The organism is Streptomyces sp. Wb2n-11, assembly GCF_001049855.1.
Taxonomy (GTDB): Bacteria; Actinomycetota; Actinomycetes; order Streptomycetales; family Streptomycetaceae; genus Streptomyces; species Streptomyces altiplanensis.
In genome coordinates, this window is the sequence record NZ_CVPB01000005.1 from 76,214 (window position 1) to 96,098 (window position 19,885).

The 19,885-nt window shown below is 68.7% G+C and carries 12 protein-coding genes and 5 pseudogenes; 8 read left to right on the forward strand and 9 right to left on the reverse strand.

All coding sequences use genetic code 11. The annotated features are described in order from the left end of the window. Positions 1-18 precede the first annotated feature (18 nt). From BN1555_RS41225 to BN1555_RS36735, 4 genes and pseudogenes are all read right to left on the reverse strand, one after another. Positions 19-111, reverse strand: a pseudogene (locus BN1555_RS41225) (NADP oxidoreductase); the annotation flags it as partial. Between the two features lie 72 nt (positions 112-183). Further along, positions 184-1,668 carry an alpha/beta hydrolase gene (locus tag BN1555_RS36720; protein ID WP_093804256.1) on the reverse strand — a complete coding sequence of 495 codons (1,485 nt, stop codon included), beginning with the start codon at positions 1,666-1,668 and terminating at the stop codon, positions 184-186. A 1,224-nt stretch (positions 1,669-2,892) separates the two neighbouring features. Next, a complete protein-coding gene (locus BN1555_RS36730; RefSeq protein ID WP_093804258.1) occupies positions 2,893-4,074 on the reverse strand; it encodes a ParB/RepB/Spo0J family partition protein in 1,182 nt (393 codons plus the stop codon). Beyond that, the gene (locus BN1555_RS36735) at positions 4,071-5,321 is read right to left on the reverse strand and encodes a ParA family protein (protein WP_093804259.1); all 1,251 of its coding nucleotides are present in this window, start codon (positions 5,319-5,321) and stop codon (positions 4,071-4,073) included. Before BN1555_RS36735 ends, BN1555_RS36730 begins: the two co-directional genes overlap by 4 nt. A gap of 734 nt (positions 5,322-6,055) precedes the next feature. Between BN1555_RS36735 and BN1555_RS41230 the strand changes: the two are divergent. Beyond that, positions 6,056-6,575 (forward strand): annotated as a pseudogene (locus BN1555_RS41230) (site-specific integrase); the annotation flags it as partial. Between the two features lie 197 nt (positions 6,576-6,772). On the opposite strand, the pseudogene BN1555_RS36745 reads toward BN1555_RS41230, so the two are convergent. Further along, positions 6,773-7,368, reverse strand: a pseudogene (locus tag BN1555_RS36745) (IS6 family transposase); the annotation flags it as partial. Between the two features lie 429 nt (positions 7,369-7,797). Here BN1555_RS36745 and BN1555_RS36750 point away from each other — a divergent pair. Further along, positions 7,798-8,937, forward strand: a complete 1,140-nt coding sequence (locus BN1555_RS36750) for a methyltransferase domain-containing protein (RefSeq protein ID WP_369689052.1) — start codon at positions 7,798-7,800, stop codon at positions 8,935-8,937. 410 nt (positions 8,938-9,347) lie between these two features. Here BN1555_RS36750 and BN1555_RS41235 read toward each other — a convergent pair. After that, positions 9,348-10,471, reverse strand: a pseudogene (locus BN1555_RS41235) (IS3 family transposase); the annotation flags it as partial. Between BN1555_RS41235 and BN1555_RS36765 the strand changes: the two are divergent. The 3 genes and pseudogenes from BN1555_RS36765 to BN1555_RS36775 form a co-directional block, all read left to right on the forward strand. Further along, positions 10,449-10,589 (forward strand): annotated as a pseudogene (locus tag BN1555_RS36765) (site-specific integrase); the annotation flags it as partial. The pseudogenes BN1555_RS41235 and BN1555_RS36765 sit on opposite strands and share 23 nt — an antisense overlap. Before the next feature lie 440 nt (positions 10,590-11,029). Continuing rightward, positions 11,030-12,457, forward strand: coding sequence for a rifampin monooxygenase (gene rox, locus BN1555_RS36770; RefSeq protein ID WP_093804261.1), 1,428 nt, complete (start codon positions 11,030-11,032; stop codon positions 12,455-12,457). 558 nt (positions 12,458-13,015) lie between these two features. Then, positions 13,016-13,855, forward strand: coding sequence for a DUF6008 family protein (locus tag BN1555_RS36775; protein ID WP_255306577.1), 840 nt, complete (start codon positions 13,016-13,018; stop codon positions 13,853-13,855). On the opposite strand, the gene BN1555_RS36780 is transcribed toward BN1555_RS36775, so the two are convergent. The 3 genes from BN1555_RS36780 to BN1555_RS36790 form a co-directional block, all read right to left on the reverse strand. Continuing rightward, positions 13,807-14,604, reverse strand: coding sequence for a MerR family transcriptional regulator (locus tag BN1555_RS36780; RefSeq protein WP_369689053.1), 798 nt, complete (start codon positions 14,602-14,604; stop codon positions 13,807-13,809). The genes BN1555_RS36775 and BN1555_RS36780 overlap by 49 nt on opposite strands. After that, positions 14,601-16,088: a hypothetical protein gene (locus BN1555_RS36785; protein ID WP_176710377.1), complete on the reverse strand. Its 1,488-nt coding sequence runs from the start codon at positions 16,086-16,088 to the stop codon at positions 14,601-14,603. Before BN1555_RS36785 ends, BN1555_RS36780 begins: the two co-directional genes overlap by 4 nt. A 442-nt stretch (positions 16,089-16,530) precedes the next feature. Next, a complete protein-coding gene (locus tag BN1555_RS36790) occupies positions 16,531-17,481 on the reverse strand; it encodes a ScbA/BarX family gamma-butyrolactone biosynthesis protein (RefSeq protein ID WP_093804263.1) in 951 nt (316 codons plus the stop codon). Positions 17,482-17,596: 115 nt separating this feature from the next. Between BN1555_RS36790 and BN1555_RS36795 the strand changes: the two genes are divergently transcribed. From BN1555_RS36795 to BN1555_RS36805, 3 genes are all read left to right on the forward strand, one after another. Beyond that, positions 17,597-18,214, forward strand: a complete 618-nt coding sequence (locus BN1555_RS36795; RefSeq protein ID WP_176710378.1) for a ScbR family autoregulator-binding transcription factor — start codon at positions 17,597-17,599, stop codon at positions 18,212-18,214. Positions 18,215-18,289: 75 nt separating this feature from the next. Next, positions 18,290-19,012 (forward strand): HAD family hydrolase, encoded by a 723-nt coding sequence (locus tag BN1555_RS36800; RefSeq protein WP_093804264.1) that lies wholly within the window; start codon positions 18,290-18,292, stop codon positions 19,010-19,012. Between the two features lie 52 nt (positions 19,013-19,064). After that, positions 19,065-19,847 (forward strand): SDR family NAD(P)-dependent oxidoreductase, encoded by a 783-nt coding sequence (locus tag BN1555_RS36805; RefSeq protein WP_093804265.1) that lies wholly within the window; start codon positions 19,065-19,067, stop codon positions 19,845-19,847. Positions 19,848-19,885 lie beyond the last annotated feature (38 nt).

The window sequence follows — 19,885 nt, forward strand, 5'->3', positions numbered from 1 at the left end:
GCAGGGCCAACTCACCCACAGTTCCGCTCGTTCGAGACCACCGCCAGCTCTGGGCTCGCACCCCACGCCCCGCACCAACTCACGCACGCGTGCCAGGGCTTCCTGGCCGTCGGTGAGTTGCCTGCGCGTCACGATCGTCTTCCTACCGGATCCGCCCCCAGGCGGATCCGGATCGGCAAGCTGTCAGGACGGCACGGCGGGGCAGCTGGTGCCCCGGGGTGGAACTGCGAGGTCGATGAGGTAACTGTCCACGGCGTCCTCCATACACGGGCCGCTGGTGACGCTGCCGTGGCCGTGACCCTCGTAGGTGAGGAGCACGCCGCTGCGGCCGAGCTGCCGGGCCACCGAGACCGCCCACGGGTAGCCGGTGGCGGGGTCGTGCAGCGCGTTGGAAACCAGGATCGGCGGGGCACCGTGTGGGTCCAGGCGGTGCTGCGGGTTGGCGGTCGGCGCGCCCAGACACGCCGCTGCCATGTGTATCGGCAGCAGGTAAGGCAGGTCAGGCGCGGTCGTGTTCATCATGGCGACGAGCGAGGCGTACTCCTGGTAGTCGCGCACCGGCAGGTGCCAGTCCGAGCAGAAGACCGGGGTGGCCGAAGGCAGCGACGCTATCGAGGTGGGCGACGCGGGCAGCGGCTTGCTCGCGTCCATCCCCGCGATCGCCGTGGCCAGACCCGCGTAGTCGGCCTGGTAGAACTTCCGGAACGCGATCTTGTTGACCAGGTCCGAAGAAGACAGCGAGGTGCCCGGCTTCGCCGGGTCCTCCAGCTCGCCGCGCCCGGCCCGGACCAACAGGCCCTGCCAGACGGCGCGGACGTCGCGGGCGTGCAGCGCGCAGTCCGCGGCACCGTCGCACCACTTCACGAACTCCTGGAATGAATCCTCTGCGGTGGCCGCCTCGGACTGCAGGAAGTCACGGGTGGTCGGGACGCTGTGGTCCATGACGCTCTCCAGCACCATCGCGCGCACGCGGCGCGGGTAGGTCTCGGCGTACTGTGCCCCGAGCAGCGTGCCGTACGAGCTGCCGTGGAAGGTCAGTTTCCGCTCGCCGAGGGCGGCCCGGAGGGCGTCCAGGTCCCGGACCGTCTGGGCGGTGTCAAGGTGGTCGAACACTGGGCCGGTATGGGCCCGGCAGTCGGCACGGAGCCGCCTGTTGTACGCCATGGTGGCGTCGAAGTCCGCCTGGCTCTTCAGCTCCGGTGACGGCCGCTTGGCAAGCAGTTCGCCGGAGCAGGTCACCGGGTTGCTGCCGCCCACGCCGCGCGGGTCGAAGCTGACGATGTCGAAGCTGCGGCGGACCTCGGGGCTGAACCGGCTGATACGGCGCACCACCGTCTCCACACCCGAGTCGCCCGGCCCGCCGGGGCCGAACACCATCGAGCCGACGCGTGTGCCGGGGTCGGTGGCCTTGCGGCGGGCCACGGCCAGGTCGAGTCTCGGCCCGTCCGGGTGGGCCCAGTCGACCGGTACCGAAAGAGTGGCGCACTCGGCTCCCAGCTTCGCCGGGTCGTCACACGGTGCCCATCGCAGGGCCCCAGTGGCAGACGGCGACGCGTGGACCGCGGGAGCGGCGGCGAGGCCGGTGATGACGGCCATGGCGGCTCCCACCACCATGGCCGTGCCCCGCGCGGCGATGCTCCGCAGTGCGGATCTGTTCCTTAACGGCATGGATCCTCCTCGTGAAGAGAGCGGTTGTGCCAGACGTGCGGGCCCGGCCGGGGCACCGTCGTCACGTTAGGTGCACTGTCGCCCATGTGGTGCCCCTGTCAGGGGTTTTTCCGGGTCGGGTCGGGGACCACTCAGGGGTGATCGGGGTGCAGGGCGAAAACCGGTCAGGGTCGGGTCAGGGGAAGGAATCCGTCGCGCTCCCAATCGATCTGTCGGCCGCGACGCCGACTTCTGCAAGGAGGGAAACACCGTCGAACTGCTGACCAACAAGCTCAAAGCCGCGGCATCGCCACCCGAAACGACAAGACCCCAGACAGCTACTTCACCGACCTGGTTCAGAGGAGGCGACCGACACTTCACATGGCGCCGCATCGGCACCCACTCCATCCTCACCGGCCCGTGACCGGTGCCGGGCGAGCGCCCGGGGCATGGCCTCCGATCATGGACGTCATCATGTGATCAGCGTGTACGACCTCGCACGATCGTGATTCTGGGACGGGACATGAAGCTGGCTTCCGACGGCCGGCCGGACGGTGTGGAGGCGCCGGCCGAACAGGCCGTCGTCGCGGTGTGCACGCACCCTGGCCGACGACGCCGACCCGACGCGGTGGAGTGCGAGCGCGGTGGAGGACGCGGCCGCCGCCTTGGATGTGTTGGCCGGTGCCCTCGCGCGGCTCGATCCGGAATGGGCGGAGATCCTCACCGTCGTGCCCATCGCCGTGGCCGCCGTTCTGGAGCGGGCCGAACAGGCCCGCGCCGAAACCGGCCCGGGCGAGACTGCCCATGGCCGGGACGCCAGCGGGACGAGCACCGCGCTGCGCCAGGCGCTGACCGCTCACGGCAATCACACAGCACCGCGTCCACCAACTCGGCGCCGCCCTCATCACCGTCACCCTGGAACCGGCCGATGCGCAGACCCCGGCCGCGCTCCTCACACCAAGGGCCGATTCGATGAGGCTGGAGCACTGAGCGGCCAGGTCTTGTACGGAATATTGGCCCTCGCCCTTGGAGATCCGCCTCCTTGTAGTGCTGTGCCCGTACCTCGAGCAGTGACGGCGAAGGGCCGGCTCCTCCAAGAGGAGCCGGCCCTTCGCCTGGTGAACCGTGCACATGCTGGTCACGTCATGGTGTTTCCAGTGGAAACGGCCGGGTAACCAGCTCAACGATCCGAGGTGCGTCATGGTCTTGCGGTAGTCCACGACGGGGCAGGCTGCCTGCGTCCTGCTATGCGGCCAGGAGATCGGCGATCCGATGCAGGATCGTGGCGAGGTCGCGACGGTGTTCAGGCAGAAGTCCCCGACGGAGGTCTTCCGCTACTTCCTCCACGCCGCTGGCCACCTGGAAGTACCGCTGCAGCATGGCGCTGCGTTCCTCGGTGTTGAGGTGGTCCCGCACGTATTCCATCAGGGCCACGCCATCACTCGGCAATGTTGGCGGGGCCTCTTCTGGCGCACCGGTCGGCTGGGAAGCAGGCCGTGGTTCTGGTACGGGTGCTGTGGTCATCGCGACGACGGTTGTGCTTGCCGGGCCTGGTGTTGCTGGTGCGAGTGATTCGCTGGGAGCGCTCTTGGGCTCGGGCTTATCACGGCGTGATAGGTCGCTGGGAGTCTCGGGCGGTTGTGGAGAAGATTCCTTCTCTGATGTCTGAGCGGGCTGGGGGTTATCACGGCGTGATAGGCCGCGCGCGGCTGCGGGCTTGTTCTGCCTGGCCTGGGCTCGAGCGTCGGCCTTCTCGCGCTGCTGCTCAGGCGTCAGGTTGGAGAGGTTGCGGACGTCTTCGATTTTGCGGCGGCCCGTGATGAGGTCGGCTTGGAGGGCGGGGTCGAGGTCGAGGATCGAGAGTTTCGAGGAGATCGTCGACTGAGCCATACCGAGCCTCTTGGCGGCCTTGTTCTGCGAGCCGTAGAAATCCACCAAGGTTCGCAGGGCTTGTGCCTGCTCGAGCGGGCTCATGTCGTCGCGGTGCACGTTGGCTACGAACGCGGCTTCCAGCAGGGATTCGTCCGTGGAGACGCGTGCGTTGTCGATGCTGACGCGGATGGACTGGGCGCCGGCCAGGCGGGCGGCCTCGAGTCGGCGGTGTCCGTCGACGACGATGTAGCGTGCGCCGGCTTCAATGTCGGCGGCGCGGTCCGGGCGTTCTTGGAGGTAGGCGTCGGCGGAGGCGACCGTGATCGCGTTGACCAGACCGATCTCGCGGATGCTGTCGGCGAGGCCCTCGAGGTCGCGGAGTTCGTCTCGGGGGTTGTCCGGGTTCTGGCTGATCTGGTTGAGGGGCAGTTCGGTGGGGTCGGGGACGCCGACTGTAGGGGCTGCGGTTACCGCGCCGATCGCTGCTCGGCGGGCGCTGACGGGGCGGGCTTGGCCGAAGGACGCACCGGCTCCGAGGTTTTTGGCCTTGCTCACTTGCTGATCTCCCGGGCGAGGGCGCGGAGGGCGACGGATTGTTCGCAGCGGGGGGCGTAGGCGAGGAGGGGGCGCTTCACTCGGACGGCTTCCTTCTGTTCCTTGAGATCGCCGATGACGCCGACTACGCGGGGATCCTTTATTTCCATCCAGGACTGGAGGGAGGAGGTGGCGATGTAGCCGCGGCGGGCGTCGTAGTGGTTGACGACGATGCCGAGGTAGTCGAGGTCGAGCGCCAGGTCGGTGCGCATGTCTTCGATCTGTGAGGTGAGCAGGTCGTAGGCGTCGGCGCTGCTGTCTTCTGCCTGGACGACGATCAGGACACCGGAGTTGCCGGGGACTTCCTCGGGGCGGCGCCGTCCGTAGTAGGTGGCGGCGTCCATGCTCAGGCCGAGGCTGGGTGGGCAGTCGATGAGGATGACGTCGTAGTCGGCTTCGATGGGTGCGAGGGCGCGTTCCAGGGCGGCTTCGCGGGCGCGGACCGAGGCCAGGCGTACATCGAGCAGGAACGCGTCGGTGCATGCGGGCAGGAGGTGCAGGTCTCCCCCGAAGCGTTCTTCGTCGATGGTGACGATGACGTCGCGCAGCTCGCCCTTGGCGTCGCCTGCCATGTGGTTGGTGAGGGAGTCACCGGTCATGGGCAGTGGTTCTTGGCCGAGTTGCTTGGTGAGGTGGCCTTGGGGGTCGAAGTCGACCAGTAGGACGCGCTGGCCGAGGCCAGGCAAGTCTTCGAGGGTCAGTGGGTCGTTGTTCTCGTTGCCGTCGTCCTCGAGGAGGGCGGCGAAGTGCTTGGACACGCGGACCGGCACCAGAGCGTCAGGGCTTTCGGCGAGGGCTTCACCAGTACCGGCGGTGATGGCGGTCTTGCCGACGCCGCCTTTCTGATTGCAGACCACGATGCGTCGGACGATCGCGGGTCGCTTCACGGCCGGACCGGGATTGTTGTCCAGCCATACCTGTACGGACTGGGCGAGGCCCTGGATGAGGGAGACGCCTCGATCCTTGCAGTCGGCGCGGAAACCGGTCCACTGCGTGCCTGGCAGGAAGGTGGCGAAGGACTCGGCGCCCGAGGTGTCGATGGGGGAGAGGTTGGAGCCGAGACCACGCCAGGTGGTGATCCCGCTGTCTACGGCGTCTTGGATGTCGATGCCGAGTTGCGCTGCCCGGATCTTCAACTGCTGGCGGAGCCAGGAGGGAAGCTTGGAGACGACCTTCTCCCGGTCGCCCCTGGTGTCAGGTGATGTCATAACGCGTCACTCTACTAACGTTTAAGATCGATTGCCGCATCGACACGTTAGCTAGCTGACTTTAGGGCGCGTTGGGCTTATCACGGCGTGATAAGCCCGCAGGCATCGCACCTCGGCGGTGACGCAGGCAGCAACATCCCGGCCAGTGTTACCGGCGATGTGCGACCAGCCCCCGTGGCCGATAGTTGCTCGCGTGGCAACGCAGGCGCCAGGGTTATCACGCCGTGATAGGTAGAGCGGCTTCCTCATGTGAGAGGCAGCGCGCGCTCCTTGCCGCCGCAGAACTGATCTGCACTCCCCCGATCTCCAGGGGGCGCGTGCTCAGCGCCACGAAGAGGCCTCGGGTACGGATCGGCAGCAGCCGAAACACGACAAGGACCGTCCCCGCTCCGGCCGGGTGATCCGGCCGATGTCACGTTCCGAGGGGCCTCCTGCTTTGGGGACAGGGCAGCACAACCGCGCGGCCAACGTTGGGGGCACAGCGGATCCGGTCACGATCGGTTGGGTGAGTGGCGCTGTGGGCAGGGCGGTGCAGCGTCTGGGGCACAAGCGGGTGAAGGCTCGGGCGGAGGTACGCAAGGCTGAGTCGAACGAACGGGGCTTGTCGGAGCGGACCCGTTTGCTGCCGTCGGCAGTCGGTGGAGCGAGCGCACGGCCGAGCGCGAGACCGAGATCGTCGGCGGCAAGGAGAGTGGACGTGACGGAAGTTCCGGCGGCAGCCGGGCGTACAGGGCCGCAAGGTGCACCTGGGGGAGAAGCCGATGTGGCGGATGTTCTACGAGCCCGTTGCCTGCGCCGAGGAGATCCTGGGCGTTGGCATCGAGGAGCTGGACCTCGCCGGGCGCCGGGCGCCGGGCTCTGGTGAAGGCCAAGGGTGCTCGTTTTGGTGCGCGTCGCCGCGGTGCCGTCCGCGAGGACTTCGTCCTGGAGACGGTCTACTGGGACGCGGGTACTGCCCGGATGCCGCCTCGCCTTCTCACGGGCCGTACGTGCGGGTCGGTGTTCGTCACCCACTGACGACCCGGCCCCGGCAAGGTCGCCAGCCCGCGCGACGACTGCCCGGGCACCGGGCTTGCCCGGCTGTCGTAGGGGCAGGCCCGCGCCCTGCTGGACGGGCACAGGGCTGTCGGCGGTGCGCCGGGAACGGGCTGGGACCTGTGCGGGTGGCGGCACACCGGTCTCACCCGGCTCGGTGAGGCCGGGACGAGCCCGCTCATGCTGGTGACGGAGTCCCGGCACAAGAAACCGGAGAACGGCACTGTCACGTTGTTGAGTGCGTGAGTGCGTGACGGTATGTGGGGTGTGGTGAGGCCGGGTGGCCGTTTTGGTCAGGCCGTGGCAGGTGGGGCGGTGGTGCCGGTGATCTGGTTCCAGATGGCGAAGCGGGTGGTCATCTCGGTGCGGTAATGGGTGGCAGTCATCAGATGGCGGCGGGGTCGGAAGTGGGGTGAGATGCCGCTGAACGCGGACAGGAACCGCTGGGCCCCGCCCACGCCGCGGAAACCTTTCATCGCGCGTTCACGCTGCCGGTGGGCTGATGGCTGTTCTCGGCCCGGTTGTTCAGGCCCTTGTGCGAGCGGTGCTCGACGGAGGGCATGACCTCGCGGTGGGCCGCGCCGTAGGAGCGGAGCTTGTCGGTGACCACCACCCTCGGCACCGCACCCGTCTTCTTGAGCAGTTTGCGGAAGAACCGCCTGGCCGCAGCGGTGTCCCGCCGGTTCTGGACCAGGATGTCCAGCACGGTGCCGTCCTGGTCGACGGCCCGCCATAGGTACTTCTGCTCACCGTTGATCTTGATGAAGACCTCGTCCAGATGCCACTTGTCCCCGGGCCGGGGCTGTCGGCGGCGCAGCGCGCCGGCATAGGCCTGCCCGAACTTGGCACACCACCGGCGGACGGTCTCATGGGAGACGAGCACACCGCGCTCGAACACCAGCTCCTCCACCTCGCGGAACGACAGCGGGAAGCGGAAGTACAGCCACACGCAATGGGAGATCACCTCGACCGGGTACCGGTGACCCTTGTACGACAGCGGCGTACTACCCACGGACAACCCCCTCCACCATGACCAACCCGAAGATCATCCCACCCGGTCAGCCAACGTGACAGCGCCGCAGCATGTGGTTCTCCCTGGTCAGGTGGTGATTTGGGACGCTATCGGGCGAACGGCAGCAATGCGGGCAGGCGTGCGGTCGGCAGTCCGTGCCGCTATCGCACCGTGCCGGAGCGCGGCACGGCTCGTTGATCCGCTCAGTGGTGACGCGTTTCAGCCTTTGCCTGTGGTTCGCCTACCAGCGCCGCGGGCGGGGTATCACCCTGGGGGCTGGCAAGTCCTGCTGAGAGAGAGGCAGTCGTTGTGGGCGATCACCGCAAGCCGGATCCGGATCCGAGCCGGGGCAAGCCTCCGCCGGGAAACTCGGACGGGAAAGCCCCCGACCCGCCGCCGCCCAGCGGCACCCGCCGGAAGTAGTGACCCGTGGACGAGTTCACTGAACTCCGCCACCGGCTCGCGCGCGTCATGGACGACCAAGGGACCTGGCCGGCAGATTCCCCATGGGTCCGCCAAGCCGTCGAGAAGCTGCCTCGGCACCGCTTCGCCCCGGGCCGGGTATGGGCGTGGAACGGGTCGGCGTACATCCCCATAGACCGCGCTCACGACCCGGGGCGCTGGGCCGAACTCGTCTACCCGGGACCCGACGACTCCACCATCACGCAGATCACGGACGGGCTGGCGTCCTCCAGCCTGTCGTGTCAGTCGGTCGTGGTGGACATGCTCGACTCGCTGATGGTCGAACCGGGCCACCGCGTGCTGGAGCTGGGCACAGGACTGGGCTGGAACGCCGCGCTGCTGAGCGAACGGGCGGGCCCGGGACAGGTGACCAGTGTGGAGGTCGACGCCCAGCTTGCGGCCGCGGCGCGCGAGCATCTGAAGGGCGTGGGTGCTGAGGTCGCCGTGGAAGTGGGCGACGGTGCCTGCGGATTCCCGGAACGTCAGCCGTACGACCGCCTTGTGGCGACGTACGCAGTCGACGAGGTGCCGTGGCCGTGGGTAGAGCAGATGCGGCCCGGCGGCCGCATCGTCACCCCTTGGGGCAGACTCGGGCACGTAGCGCTCACCGTGGCCGCCGACGGCCAGTCGGCCAGCGGCTGGATGCAGGGCCTCGCTATGTTCATGCCCAGCCGCGACACCGACCCCGGCAAGACCTTGGGCCAGGTCCGCGGCGACGCCCCGCCCGAGACCGAAGGGCCCATCGCCAGGGACCTGCTGCCACTGCACGCGGACTGGAATGTGCGGTTCGCGCTGCGCGTCGTCCTGCCCGAGGTTCGGATCACGACGGAGGCCGCCGACGGCGTGGCCGCGTGGCTGCACGACGGTCACTCTTCGTGGGCCACCCTCGTCTCACCGGAGACGGGCCCCGCTGTGGCGTACCAGGGCGGCCCCCGGCGTCTGGCAGAAGAGGTCGACCAGGCGTGGCAGAAGTGGCAGGACGCCGGCGCACCGAGCCTCTACGACTTCGGCATGACGCGCACTTCTGAGCATCAATACATCTGGAGTGGCGACAAGGACACCGGACTGCACTGGGCAACGGGAGAGAGCAGGGAACGCGTTCGATAGACGTGACTGCGGCGTTGACCGGTGTCCACACCTAGGCTGACGCATTCATCAGACGGCCTCGCGCAGCCAGGTACGAGCTCGCTCATCGAGTTCCAGGGCCGGGCGCGCCCCACGTGTCCGGAATCGCCCAAGGTCTGAACGCATCGACTGCACGGCCTTACGCGTCCGGGAGGAGCGGATGCCGGTCATCGTGTCCAGCGCTCTGTCCCACGTCGCGCACGCCGCTTCGATCTGCCCCTGTTGCAGCTGGGCGTGGCCTTCTGCCGCAGCCGACAGCGCGGCAATACGCTGGTGCGTTGTCGAGCCGTACCGCTTCCTTGCATGCGCGTGATGCTGCTCGGCGGCGACGTGATCGCCGATCCGCGCGTGGATGGGCCTTGTCCCCGAGGGGTGGACACCTGTTCGTGTCGTTATGCGGCAAGTGTGAGAGTAGCTGACTGTTGTTCGTAAGCGATCGGTGCCTGTTGTCCGAGGCGTGAGTGCCTGCGGCGGGCGTTGTAGCGGGTGGTCCAGCGGAAGACGGCCAGGCGGCAGGCGCGTGCGCCGTCGAAGCGGCGGGTGCCACGGAGCGTTTCGCGTTCGAGGGTCGCGTTGAACGACTCGGCGAGAGCGTTGTCCGCGCTGGTGCCGACCGCGCCCATGGACTGCACCACCTCCAACTCGGCGCACAGGAGGGCGAATTGACGAGAGCTGTACTCCGTGATCACTGTGGAAGACGGCGCCGGCCAGGCTGCCGCGGATCCGGGCGGCAGCCTGGAGCGCGTCGGTGACCAGCGAGGTGCGCATGTGGCCGGCGATCGACCAGCCCACCAGCCGCCGCGAGAAGCAGTCGATCACCGTCGCCAGATGCAGGAACTCGCCGTCGCCCACCGGCAGGTAGGTGATGTCGCCGACGTACTTGGTGTTCGGGGCGCTCGCGGTGAAGTCGCGCCCCAGCCGGTCGGGAACCGGTGTGGCGGACGGTTCGGGCACGGTGGTGACCTGGCGCCTGCGCAGTCGCAGCCCGGCGATGCCGTACTTGCGCATGACCCGTCCGACGCGCTTGTGGTTCACGCGCTCGCCCGCGTCGCGCAGCTCGGCGGTGATCCGGGGGCGGCCGTAGGTGCCGTCCCACTCGGCGTGGACGGCCCTGATCCGCCCGGCGAGCGCGGCGTCCGCCCGCTCACGGGCAGTGCGGCTTCGCGGCCGGCCCGCCATTTGCAGAAGCTGGAACGGGCGACCTCCAGCACGGCACACAACCGCTTCACGCCCCAGGCGCGGTGGTGGTCCTCGATGAACTGGAAGCGGTTGGTCACCAGGTCATCTCCTGTGCGAAAAACTTCGTCGCCTTGCGGAGAATGTCCCGTTCGGTGGCGAGCTTGTGCATCTCCTTGCGGGCTGCCGCCAGCTCCCGGCGCAAGGCCTCGTTCTCGGCCTGGAGCTCCTCGGCCGTCGGCGGGGAATCCACCGTGCTCTTCTCCGTGCTCGTCGTGCTGCCCCCGCCGCGGCGGGCCCGTTCGGCCCGCACCCAGTTGCGCAGCGTCTCGCGGCTGATGCTCATGGCCAAGTCCCGCCACAAGAAGCCCGAGAACCTCCGCCGCTACTTCAAGCCCTCGGCCGAGGCGATCGCCGAAGTCACCAGCCTGCTCGCACCCGGCGACGCCCGGCGCTGATCCACCCAGTCAGCCGGGACGCCGACCCTCACGTGTGGTGGGGTCTGGGCGAGGATCGCCGCTTTCGGCGACCACACCGCGGCTGTCGACCGCGCGTCGCGGGTCCCGGTGCGGGAGGGTCGTGTCCGTTCACAACGGACGGAAAAGAGCAAAGGCAAGGAGGTTACCCACTCCTTGCCACTCTCAACTTATAGCGCACGGGGGGCCTTGCGGCAAGGCCCGGGTCGTGGCGCAGAATCGTCGACCGAGGCCAGAACTTGGGAAATCAGGGACTCGCGAAGTACGTGCGCCTTTATCGACTGCGGGTTCTGCGGGACGTGAAACCGCCGGTGGGACTCGCGGTGTGGTTGCGGGCACGCGGTGCGGAGGTCCGGGTGTGCGCGTCGCCGGACTACGTAGAGCAGCTGGCCGAAATGCAACCTTGTTGAAATGGGGGGTTCATGATTGATGTGATCGTTGCTGGCGGCGGACCGACCGGCTTGATGCTGGCCAGCGAGTTGCGGCTGCACGGCGTGCACACGCTCGTGCTGGAGAAGGACGCGGAACCGACCAGGATCGTCCGCTCGCTCGGCCTGCACGCGCGCAGCGTTGAGGTGATGGACCAGCGCGGTCTGCTGGAGCGGTTCCTCGCGCTCGGCAGGCAGCACCCGGTCGGTGGTTTCTTCGCCGCCATTGACAAGCCAGCGCCGGACCAGATGGACACCGCACATCCGTACACCCTCGGCATCCCGCAGACCACCACCGATCGCCTGCTTGCCGAGCACGCCACCGAACTCGGCGTCGAGATCCGGCGCGGCTGCGAACTCGTCGGGCTGAGCCAGGACGAACACGGGGTGACCGCCGAACTTGCCGACGGCACGCGGCTGCGCTCGCGCTACCTCGTCGGTTGCGACGGCGGCCGCAGCACGGTGCGCAAGCTGCTCGGCGTCGGCTTCCCCGGCGAGCCCTCCAGGATCGAGACGCTGCTGGGCGAGGTGGAGGTGACCGCGCCGCCGGACACGCTGAACGCCGTGATGGCTGAAGTCCGCAAGACCCACAAGCGGTTCGGCGCCATGCCCCTCGGGGACGGGATGTACCGCCTCGTCGCGCCCGCCGAAGGGGTGGCCGAGGACCGCACGGTCCCGCCGACCCTGGACGAGCTGAAGCGGCAGGTACGGAAGCTCGCCGGCACCGACTTCGGCGTGCACTCACCGCGATGGCTCTCCCGCTTCGGCGACGCCACCCGGCTGGCCGAGCGCTACCGGACCGGCCGGGTGCTGCTGGCCGGCGACGCGGCGCACATCCACCCGCCGACCGGCGGGCAGGGGCTCAACCTCGGCATCCAGGACGCGTTCAACCTCGGCTGGAAGCTGGCCGCCGAAGTCAACGGCTGGGCACCGGAGGGACTGCTGGACAGCTACCACACCGAACGGCACCCGGTGGCCGCCGATGTGCTGGACAACACCCGCGCGCAGATGGAGCTGATGTCCGTCGAGCCGGGTCCCCAAGCAGTGCGCCGGCTGGTGTCGGAACTGATGGACTTCGAGGAGGTGAACCGGTATCTGATGGAGAAGATCACGGCGATCGGGGTCCGCTACGACTTCGGCGAGGGGCATGAACTGCTCGGCCGACGGCTGCGGGACGTGGGGCTGAAGCGGGGTCGCCTCTACGAGCTGATGCACGGCGGCCGCGGGCTGCTGCTCGACCAGACCGGCCGCCTCTCGGTGGCAGGCTGGGCAGATCGAGTCGACCACGTCGCCGACATCAGCGAGGAACTGGACGCGCCCGCGGTGCTGCTGCGGCCGGACGGCCACGTGGCGTGGGTTGGTGACGATCAGCAGGATCTGCTCGACCGGCTTCCCCAGTGGTTCGGCGCTGCGGTCAGCTGAGCGCGCATTCGGGGCACGAAAGCCCACCGGGCCTGCCCGGACGGAGCGGGTGCGCAAAGCTGTCACTCGTGAGGAGGCGCTGTACCCGCTCCAGGCCACTGACCAGTACTGACGCGGAGATGGAGTGGGAGGCGGCTCACCGTCCCTTGCACAAAAAGGTGCTCAGCGTCGGCCGCCTGACAGACAGCATTCTCTATCCAGTCCCCGCCCACCCTGTGCCGGCCCCTTCTGCGTGGTGTCCCTGTGGCTGCCGAACGACTCGGACGAGCCGTTCGCCCTCGACCGTATGGGAATCACCGACTGTGCGGCAGGGCCGGATCGGTACTCGCTGCACCTCCAGGTGATTGGTCCAGTGGGGCGCGGCTGTGGTGGTGTTCACGGCGAAGGGATATGTCCGGGGTCATCACGTCGTTACCCCGAAAGGCTTCTCCCTGCCAGACCCAGGAAAGTCAGCACTCCGAAAGTGGCTCGCCCGGAACCGGGATCCGTAGCGTGACGGAACCGTCATGTACGACACGCCTGCCTGAGATCCGGACAAGGAGCCCATTCATGGTGCCCATGGACCACCCGCACGGAGGCCACGGAGGCCACGGAGGCCACGAAATGGGAGGTGTGGTTTCCTCCTTGGACAGCTGGGGTGCCGTCCTGTTCGTCGGATGGGCCGTTGTCATGTGGGCTGCCGTTGTCGTTGTCGCGTACGCCAACCGAGGGCCGGTGCGGCCCTGGCTGTTCAAGACCTCGGTCGCCGTCATCGGTCTCGGCGTCGTCGGGCAGATCGGGCACTTCCAGGAGCACGTCGTCCAGGCAGGCTACTGGGTAGCGAACCCGTACTCTCCCGCCTGGATGACTCCGTGGGCGAACAGCATCGTGCGGGGCATGGGGCAGATCGACCCGACCAAGCCCGCCCTTGGCATGGAGATCCTGCACCTCACCGGCAACTTCATCTTCCTCGCCGGACTCGTCGGCATCGTTCAGATCACCCGCCGCGCCACCGGTGCCCTCAAGTCCCGCAAGTGGGCCAAGATGGGCGTCTGGATGCAGGGGATCCACGGCATCGAGCACATCGTGCTGACCCTGTCGGTCGCGCTCGGTGCCAGCCGCGCCATCGGCCTGTCCACCTGGTTCGGCGCCATCGACCCGGGCCCGGCCCTCGTCACGTACCGCGTGTGGTGGCACTTCGTCGCCAACCTCATCGGCACCGCCATCCTCGCCGCCGCCCTCTTCTACCTGTGGAAGGAGAAGAAGGCAGTCAAGGACGGCTACCTGCCCGAGCCCGCAGCCGCCGCCGACGAGGACCGCGCCCTCTTCCCGGCTTCCGACCCTGTCTCAGACTCCGCGGAGCAGTCCGCTCAGGTTGCGGAGCACGTGCGGGAGCGGGAGCTGGTGAGCCGCTCGTAGGCGCGCCGGCCCGAAGCGCGGGGGGAGGGGCTGTACCCGGTGGACGGCTCCCTCCTCTTTTTTCTCTCGGTGGCCGGTGCGGTGCATCGTCCCGTCGTAGCTGTCGTACGGGCCGGCCGGCGCAGCGCCGGCAGCGGTCGGTCGCCCAGGACGGCCGGGACGACCAGGCGCTCCGCCGGGCCCGTCCCGCTGGTGGAGGAGTGCAGCAGCTCCGCGCCGGTCGCCGCCGCCTGCTCCGCTGCGTCGGGTACGCGTCGATCCGATCGGCGAAGTGGTGCTGGTCCAGTTCGCCCAGGGTGTCCAGGATCTCGACCACCGTGCGGACTCGGGGCCGTCGGCGGGCGCGTGCCGGCTACGGCGCTCGGCGAGTGCGTGGACCGGGGCCAGGGTGTGGGGATCCGCCGTGAGGATCGTGAGTGGTCCGTCCTGCGGGGCGGGGTCGCCAGCGCCTCCAGTGCGTCCAGCCTGGCGGCCCCCCTGCCATGGCATGACAGGTCGGATTCACCGGCCGGCACGGCCACGATGGCCCGGACCTTCGCCACGGACAGGCCGCCGAGCTCGAGCGGAGCCCGGATCAGACGCAGCCGGTGGACGTGGTCCTCGGTGTAGCGGGCCTGGTTGCTGCTGGTGAGGCGGCCTGCGGGAAGCAGTCCCTCGCGGATGTAGTACTTGATGGCGGGCGTGGACACGCCACAGGTGCGGCTGAGTTCCGCGATACGCATGCCCGTTTTGGGCGGTGCGGGGTTCATGGTGTGCCCGCCGGAACGCGCGCGTCCGCATCCTTGGGCAGGCGGGCTCTCTCCTCGGCTCGGCAGCGCCAGCACAGACCGCGCGGGGCCGGGCGTCCGCAGGTTCCCCCGCGGCCCCGGCAGCCGGTGCCGATCTCCGCCGGGGGCCCGGGGACCGGAGTGAGCGCGGGGCGGGCCCGGCATTCCGCGCACAGCCCCGAGTTGCCGTGGTGGTGGGGCCGTTCGCACTCCGGGCAGCACTCCACCACGCGTAGCCGGGTCCCGGCGGCCGGCCTGGTGGGGGAGGGCGGTGCGGTGGGCGGCGGGGTGCCCCGGCGATGGGCCGCACGCTCGGCGATCACCTCGCGGCAGGCCCGGCACTCGACGCCCCTCGACCAGAGCACGCCCGCCTCGCAGTCCGGGTCGGCGCAGCCCCAGCGGGGGAGCGCGACGCCCAGCAGCCAACGGCCGGGGTCCCGGATGTCTGAGACGAGGGTCCGGGCCAGGCGGTTGGTGAGCCGGGCCTGCAGACGGGGGACCTCGGTTCCGTGGTCGAGCTGGCGGGCGATCTCCCGGCCGATGCGCCGCTGCAGGTAGGTGTTGATCTCGGGAAGCAGGAAGTGGACCGGTGCCAGGACGGCGTGCAGTCGCGCGCTGAACGTCAGCTGGGGCCCCCGGTAAGGGCTCTTGCCGTCGCTGTGAGTCGTGGGGGAGGGGGCCGGAGCCGTGCCGCCCGCGCGCAGCGCGTGATCACCCGGTGCCTCGGTGGGGCGCGCTGCTGCGAGGCGGTTGTCCACAGCCTTGTCCACCGGTACTTCGCCTACGGCGGGTGACACAGGTATCGCGTCGTTCTCGGGTCGGTCAATCCTTAGGTCTTCCTTGTTCACGAGCGAACGCGCATCAGGTTGGGGACCTGACCGGTCATCAAGGACAGAAGGTCTGGGGGCCTGTTGGTCATGGACGAGGAAGAGGTGGCGCCCCCTGGACCCGGCTCGCCGACGGACGCTGATCCAGCCGGACGCCGCCAGTTCGTCGACGATGCGGCCCGCCGCTTCGGCGGTGAGGGCCTGGCCGGCGCGTCGGCCGGAGTGATGGCGCAGGAAGTCGGCGAGGACCCCCTCGGTCAGGGGGATGCCGCGCACGACGGCGTAGGCGATGACGGCGTACGCGCGCAGCAACCGGGGCCGCAGGTGTTCGCTCGCCGCGACGGGCAGCCAGATGAACCGTTCGGTGGGGTGCAGTGGACGGACCCGGCGGCGTGCGGTGGTTCCGCAACCGCCCGGGAGGGATCGGCGCCGGCTGTCGGGAAGCTCGACCACGCCGTCGGGAGCGACGGCTCGCAGTTGCGCGAGGCCGCGCTGCACGGTCGAGGGGGAGACGCCGAGGTACGACGCGAGGGTGGCCACGCCCGCGGTACAGCCCTCCGGGCGCAGCCCGAGTGCTTTGACCTTCATGTAGACGCTCAGGGCCGCGTCGGCGTAGTACGGGGACTCGACGAGTCGCATCGGTACCTTCACCCGCCCGCGAGGGAGGGAGGCGGGCGTGGAACGGTCGGTTACAGCCCGGGAATGGCTGGATTTTGGGGATGAAGAATGGCCATTAATGTAACTTTCCGTCTCGGAAAGGTGTGCAAGGGGCTGGAGAATTACAGAACTTTGGTTCATCATGAGGTGGTCTCCTGGCAGGAGGCATGAAGGAGCCGCTGTGCGGCGGCTTCACGGTTCTGGCGGAACCTGACATCGCGCGTCTCTGGGGTGGCACCCAGAACGGGCCTTCGCCCGTCGAGTTGGCAACTCGACGGGCGGTATGAGAACGACCGTGGACCTCAGTGGTGGCTCACTGGGTTCCGGTCGACGCCGGTCCCTTGGCAGGCACCGGTCGCCCTATACCCTCACATGGCTTCCCCCTCTCCTTCCTTCACCCGATGCTCCGGGTGAAGGGCTCTTCTCAGAGCGAGGCCACGTCCGCCAGCTCCGCGCTCGCGCTGAGCGCGAAGGCACCCCCCTGAACCGCGTTGACGCGAATCGTTCGGCGGCTGCCGTCCGACGACGCGGTGTCCACCGGCTCGGCCTCGATCCAGCACGGTTCGTCGAACTCGACGTAGCGGTTGAACGAGACGTCCATCGAGACAGGCAGCACTGCACCGGCGCTCGACGGCTGCGTGGCGTGTCCCGCCTGTCGTACCGACTCCAGGAGCAACATACCGGGAACGTGGTCGAGAGCGTGGTCGAAGAGAACCGGATGACTTGTGTCCACGCGGAGTTGCCAGCGCCGGCGGTCCGGGGTCGGAGCGAGCACGATGTCCTGCTTGCGCAGGCGGCCGACGGTGCTCCGTGAGACGGGCTCCGGCGGCTGCGGCGCGCGCGCGAAGATCTCGCCGGCCTCGCCCCGGCCCGCGCGCAGTCGCTGGTAGACGGCGGGGGAGTGGCTGCCGAAGCGCACACTGGCCATGGCCAGCAGAGAACCGCGGCGGACGGCTTCCATGTGCATGGACATCGTGACGGGTATCGCGCGGTGGTACCGGATGTCCGAACAGGTCACGTGCAGTTCGACGTCCGCCGGTGTGCCCTCGATCCGCAGAGCCTGCGGGTTGACGGCGAACTGCAGGCGCGACCACGAGAGGCTGTGCCCGAACGGGACGTTGTAGCCGACGTGTGCCAGCAGGGTGCTGGCCTGCCGGATCGTTTCGCAGAGCAGCAGAGGGTCGTGCATCCCGTGCTCCGGGACGTAGAAGCTGTGGCTGCGGGGCCACTGAGCGGTGACCTTGAAGGTGTCGCGGCCTGCCATGTTCCAGCCGGTGAGGAACACTTCCGACAGGGCCGCCCGGTGGACGTACTCCCTGGCTACCGTCGTGGTCAGTGCCGGTCTCGCCTGAAGTTCCGTAGTTGTTGGCAGCATGCCTCTCCCCAGGGCGTGCGTGTGGGGGTCCCCCCCAGTACCCCCTACCGGTCGGTGGGGACGGGCTATAAAATATGGTCGTTCTTTTTTTTTGTCGAGAGGGAGGCCGGGATCGATGGCCAGGCCGCAGCAGGACCGTGCGTTGAAGACGCGGGAAGCCATTGTCATGGGGGCCGCGGAGGTCTTCGACGAGTACGGATTCAGCGGTGCCAGCATCAGCAAGATCATGAAGCGGGCCGGGGTCTCCCAGGGTGCGATGTACTTCCACTTCAAGTCGAAGGAAGACCTGGCGCGCGCGGTGATGAACGCGCAACCCGAGACGGTCATCCCCCGGCTGGGTTCGCACGGTTTGCAGCGCATCGTGGACACGACGTTCGTATGGGCCTGGCAGATCCAGAGCGACGTTCTCCTGCGCGCGGGTGTCCGTCTCACCAACGAGCAGGACGGCACCGGTGTGCGCGACGCGACGCCGTACACGGACTGGTCCCAGATCCTCGAAGTGACGCTGCGGGAGGCTCAGTACGACGGTGAGCTCCGGGAGTCCGTCGACGTCAAGCAGCTCTCCGAGTTCCTCGTCAGCACGTGCACCGGGATGCAGATGTACTCGAACGCCGTGAGCGCGCGCCAGGACCTGCCGGAACGGACCGTGGCCATGTGGAAGCTCCTTCTCCCCAGCATCGCGGCGGGACGGATCGTAGAGTCCATCGACCTGGACGTGAACCGTCTCCGCTGACCGCGGTGACGCCCGGCCTCTCTCTCGCACGACCTCTCGCACCGTCCGCGCCCCGACCGACTCAGGAGATCCCTCGTGTCCTCAGGACTTCGACAGCTGCGCCTCGCCGCGCTCAACATCGACGGCGTGTTGCTGAACGACACCTTCAGCCCGGTCATCCACAACTTCATAGTGAGCCGGGGCGGTGTCTGCACCGCCGAGGTGGAACGGCACATCTTCTCCCAGCCCCAGCAGGTGGCAAGCGCCTACATGTCCGGCGTGGTGAGCGTGCCGATGACGGCGCAGGAGGCACTGGACGCCTACTTCGTCGAGCGTGACGCCTATCTGCGCGAGGACCCGGTACGGCTGATCGACGGTGCCGTCGACCTCGTGCGCCGCCTGCGAGGCCTCGGGCTGAACACGATCTGCTACGGAGGGCTCGGCAAGGAGCACTTCGACCGATTCCTGGGGGAGTGGGCCCACCTCTTCGACGGCCCGGGATACGTGTGCACCAACGACTTCCGCCCCGGCATCCGCGAGATCACGACCGAGACCTTCGGACTCGCCTACGACCAGGTGGTGTTCATCGACGACGTGGCTCGCGTGGCCGAGAGCGCCAAGGAGCTCGGCGCTGCGTTCATCGGCCACCCCAGTGCCTTCGAGCACAGCCATCAGCGCCAGCTGATGAGGGAGGCGGGCGTGCGACACCTCGTGGACTCGCTGCACGCGATCGACGAGGCGAGGCTGCGCGCCGTCGACGCCGAAGCCGCCGCCGGCGACTTCTGGGCCCCTGCGACCATGCGCCTCGTACCGGCATAGGCCCGGTCGGGCCCACAGAGCTTTCTCTTCTCAGTCAACAAGGGGTACGGACATGAACGAGAGTACGGGTGGAGCCGGCGGTCTGCTGAGCGGCAGGGTCGCCATGATCACCGGGGCTTCCAGCGGTATCGGGGCGGCGGCGGCCCGTCTCTTCGCCGCGGAAGGGGCAGCCGTCGTGCTCATGGCGCGACGTGAGGAGGAGCTGGGGAGGATCGTCGAAGGGATCGCCGCCGAGGGGGGCCGTGCCCTCGCGGCGCCGGGCGATGTCACCCGCTCCGAGGACGTACGCCGCGTGGTGACAGCGGCGGTGGACACCTTCGGACAGCTGGACGTGGCCTTCAACAACGCCGGCTGGGGGACGGCCGGCACCGACCTGCACGAGACCGAGGACGCGGTCTTCGACCAGGTGATGGACGTGAACGTGCGCGGCCTGTGGAACTGTCTGCGGCATCAGCTCCCCGCGATGCTCGTCCACGGGTCCGGCTCCGTCGTGAACACCGCCAGCACGGCGGGCGTGGTGGCCACCGGCGCCGGAGCGCCCTATGTCGCCGCCAAGCACGCCGTTATCGGCATGACGAAGGCCGCTGCGGCCGAGTACGGCGGGCGCGGCATCCGGGTCAACTCCCTGGTGGTCGGAACCACTCGCACCGAACTCATCGAAGGGGCGATCGCGGCTCATCCCCACCTCGAGGAGTTCTTCGTCGCGCGCCAGATCCAGAAGCGCATGGCTGATCCCGACGAGGTCGCCCAGGCCGCGCTCTGGCTGGCCGGTCCGCGTTCCTCGTTCGTCACGGGTGCCGCACTGGCGGTGGACGGCGGGCTGACCGCGGTCTGACGACCGGAAACTGGCGGCCCGTCGGGCGGACGGGAGAG